This is a genomic window from Micromonospora sp. NPDC049799 (assembly GCF_040656655.1).
In the GTDB taxonomy this organism is placed as follows: domain Bacteria; phylum Actinomycetota; class Actinomycetes; order Mycobacteriales; family Micromonosporaceae; genus Micromonospora.
Window position 1 is genome coordinate 1 of sequence record NZ_JBFAMU010000589.1, and the last position, 2,837, is coordinate 2,837.

At 71.4% G+C, this 2,837-nt stretch carries 3 protein-coding genes; 2 read left to right on the top strand and 1 reads right to left on the bottom strand.

All coding sequences use genetic code 11. The annotated features are described in order from the left end of the window. A partial coding sequence (locus tag AB0I76_RS26805; protein ID WP_357040973.1) for a pectate lyase occupies nucleotides 1–892 on the top strand: 892 nt, incomplete at its 5' end. An 80-nt stretch (nucleotides 893–972) separates the two neighbouring features. Beyond that, a complete protein-coding gene (locus AB0I76_RS26810) occupies nucleotides 973–2,373 on the top strand; it encodes a pectate lyase (protein WP_357040976.1) in 1,401 nt (466 codons plus the stop codon). Here the strand turns inward: AB0I76_RS26810 and AB0I76_RS26815 are convergent. Further along, nucleotides 2,360–2,837: acetylxylan esterase (locus AB0I76_RS26815; protein ID WP_357040980.1), on the bottom strand; the 478-nt coding region annotated here is incomplete at its 5' end. The genes AB0I76_RS26810 and AB0I76_RS26815 overlap by 14 nt on opposite strands.

Sequence of the window (2,837 nt, forward strand, 5' to 3'; positions counted from 1 at the left end):
GCAGGAACGCCCGGGACAGGTCGTTCCAGGTGATCATCGGGACGATCGCGTCCACCTGACCGTCGGCGACCACGCCGCCCTGGTCGCGGCCGTCGCGGGCGACACGCCCCGGACGGTCCGGGTCAACGGGCGCTTCGCCTGCTCCACGGAGGTGCGGGTGGGCTCGCACAAGACGATCGTCGGTGTCGGCGCCGGATCGGGGCTGACCGGCTGCGGCCTCAACCTGCGCGATGTCCGCAACGTGATCGTCCGCAACCTGAACATCTCCAAGGTCCGCTCCGGGGTCGGCAACGGCGACGCGATCCACCTGGACAACGCCACCAGCGTCTGGATCGACCACAACGACCTGTCCAGCGACACCACCAGCGGCACCGACTACTACGACGGGCTGCTCGACGTCACCCACGGGTCGAACTACGTCACCGTCTCCTGGAACCGCCTGCACGACCACGTGAAGTGCTCACTGGTCGGGCACAGCGACAGCAACGCCTCCGAGGACAGCGGCCGGCTGCGGGTGACCTACCACCACAACGAGTTCCGCAACTGCTTCCAGCGCAACCCACGGGTCCGCTTCGGCAACCCGGTGCACGTGTTCAACAACTACTACGTCAACACGGTGACCCCCTCGTACAGCTACGGCATCGCCACCACCGAGGGCGCCGGGGTGCTGGTGGAGGGGAACTACTTCGAGAACGTCACCGACCCGACGCACGTCGGCGAGGGGTCCTCGGACCCCGGCAGCCTGGTCGCGCGGAACAACCACTTCGTCAACTCCGGTACGCCGCAGACCGCCGGCAGCGTCGGGTCCGTGCCGTACGCGTACGCGCTGGACGCCGCGGACGCGGTGCGCTCGGTCGTGCTCGCCGGCGCGGGCACCGGCCGGATCGCCTGAACCCCCGTGCGGCCCGGGGGCCCACCGGGATCCCGGGCCGCACCGACCACCACCATCACCACCTCGCAAGGAGGACAACCGTGCACGTGAGACACACCCACCGACGGGCGCTGGCAACGGCGGTCGCCGCCGGTGCCACCGCGACGGTCCTGGCGGCCGGCCTCGGCTCGTCGGCCTTCGCCGCCACCGTCTTCTCCGACACCTTCAACGACGGCAACTCCGACGGCTGGTCCAAGTCCGGCGGCACCTGGTCCGTCGTCACCGACGGCTCCGGGGTGTTCCAGCAGGCCAACCGGGACAGTGAGCTGGCCCGCCAGTTCGCCGGCCAGACCAGCTGGACCGACTACCAGGTCCAGGCGCGGGTCAAACCGCTGTCGTTCGCCTCGTCGAGCAGCCTCGTCGGGCTGGCCGCGCGGTCGAGCAGCAGTACCAAGATGTACCGGCTGGCCCTGCTCGGCTCCGGCCGGGCCGAGTTGCAGGCGGTCAACGGCAGCCAGATCACCACCATCGGCTCGGCGTCGATCGGGGCCGCCGCCGGCACCTGGTACACGCTGCGAATCGAGACCAGCGGCAGCACCATCCGCGGTTTCGTCAACGGCACCCAGGTCGGCTCCGGCAACAACAGCCTGGTCAGCGCCGGCCGGATCGGCCTGGTCACCGCGTACGCCACGGGAAGCTTCGACGACGTCACGGTGGACTCCGGCGGCGGCACGACGCCGACCACCCCGCCGTCGACGACCGCACCCCCGACCGCTCCGCCCCCGACGACGCCGCCGCCGACCACCCCGCCGCCCACCACCGCTCCCCCGCCGGCTGGCTGGCCGACGCCGACCGGCAGCCAGAAGGTCGACGCCACCATCCAGGTCTCCGGCACCTTCGACGGTGGCCTGAAGCGGTACTACGGCATCGGCGACGGCGGGCAGAGCGAGAGCCAGGACCCCATGTTCGTGCTCGCCGCCGGCGCCACGCTGCGCAACGTCGTCATCGGCGCACCGGCCGGCGACGGCGTGCACTGCGAGGGCAACTGCACCCTGGTCAACGTCTGGTGGGAGGACGTCGGCGAGGACGCCGCCACCTTCCGCGGCGGCAGCACCTACACGGTCGACGGCGGCGGGGCGCGCTCCGCCGGTGACAAGGTGTTCCAGCACAACGGCCCGGGCACCGTGTACATCAGGAACTTCCGGGTGGAGAACGCCGGCAAGCTCTACCGTGCCTGCGGCAACTGCTCCACCTCGTACCAGCGCCACGTGGTGATGGACAACATCACCGCCACCTCGACCAAGGTGCTCGCCGGCATCAACACCAACTGGGGCGACACCGCCCGGTTCACCCGGATCACCATCCTCAACGACCCCAGCCGCTCGACGCGGATCTGCGTCAAGTACCGGGGCGTCGCCAAGGGCAGTGAGCCGGTCGAGATCGGCGAGGGCGCCGACGGCGTCAACTGCTTCTACTCCTCGTCCGACATCACCTACCGCTGACCGCTGCACCCGGTGCCCCGCGGCCGTCCCGCCGCGGGGCACCGGCCTGCCCGGGCCCGTGCAGGTGCTCCCCGAGGAAGCGCAGCGCCGCCGCGTCGTCGTCGATCCCGCCCGCCTCGTGGCCGTTGTACCGCCACACCGACAGCTCCGCCGGCCCGGCGTGGGCGTTCACGGCGGCGAACACGGTCGACGGCGGCACGATCTCGTCCATCAGCGCCACCGAGTACCGCGCCGGTAGGTGGCACCGCCGGGCGAAGTGCACCCCGTCGACGTACGCCAGGGTGGCCAGCACCCGTTCCTCCGCGTCCCGGTGGATCGCCAGGTAGTCGCGGATCTCCCGGTACGGGTGGGCGTCGGTGACGACGACGGCGCGTGGGATGTCACAGAGGAACGGCACACCGGCGACCACGGCCCGCAGGTCCGGCACCAACGCGCCGGCCGCCAGCGCCAGGGCGCCGCCCTGG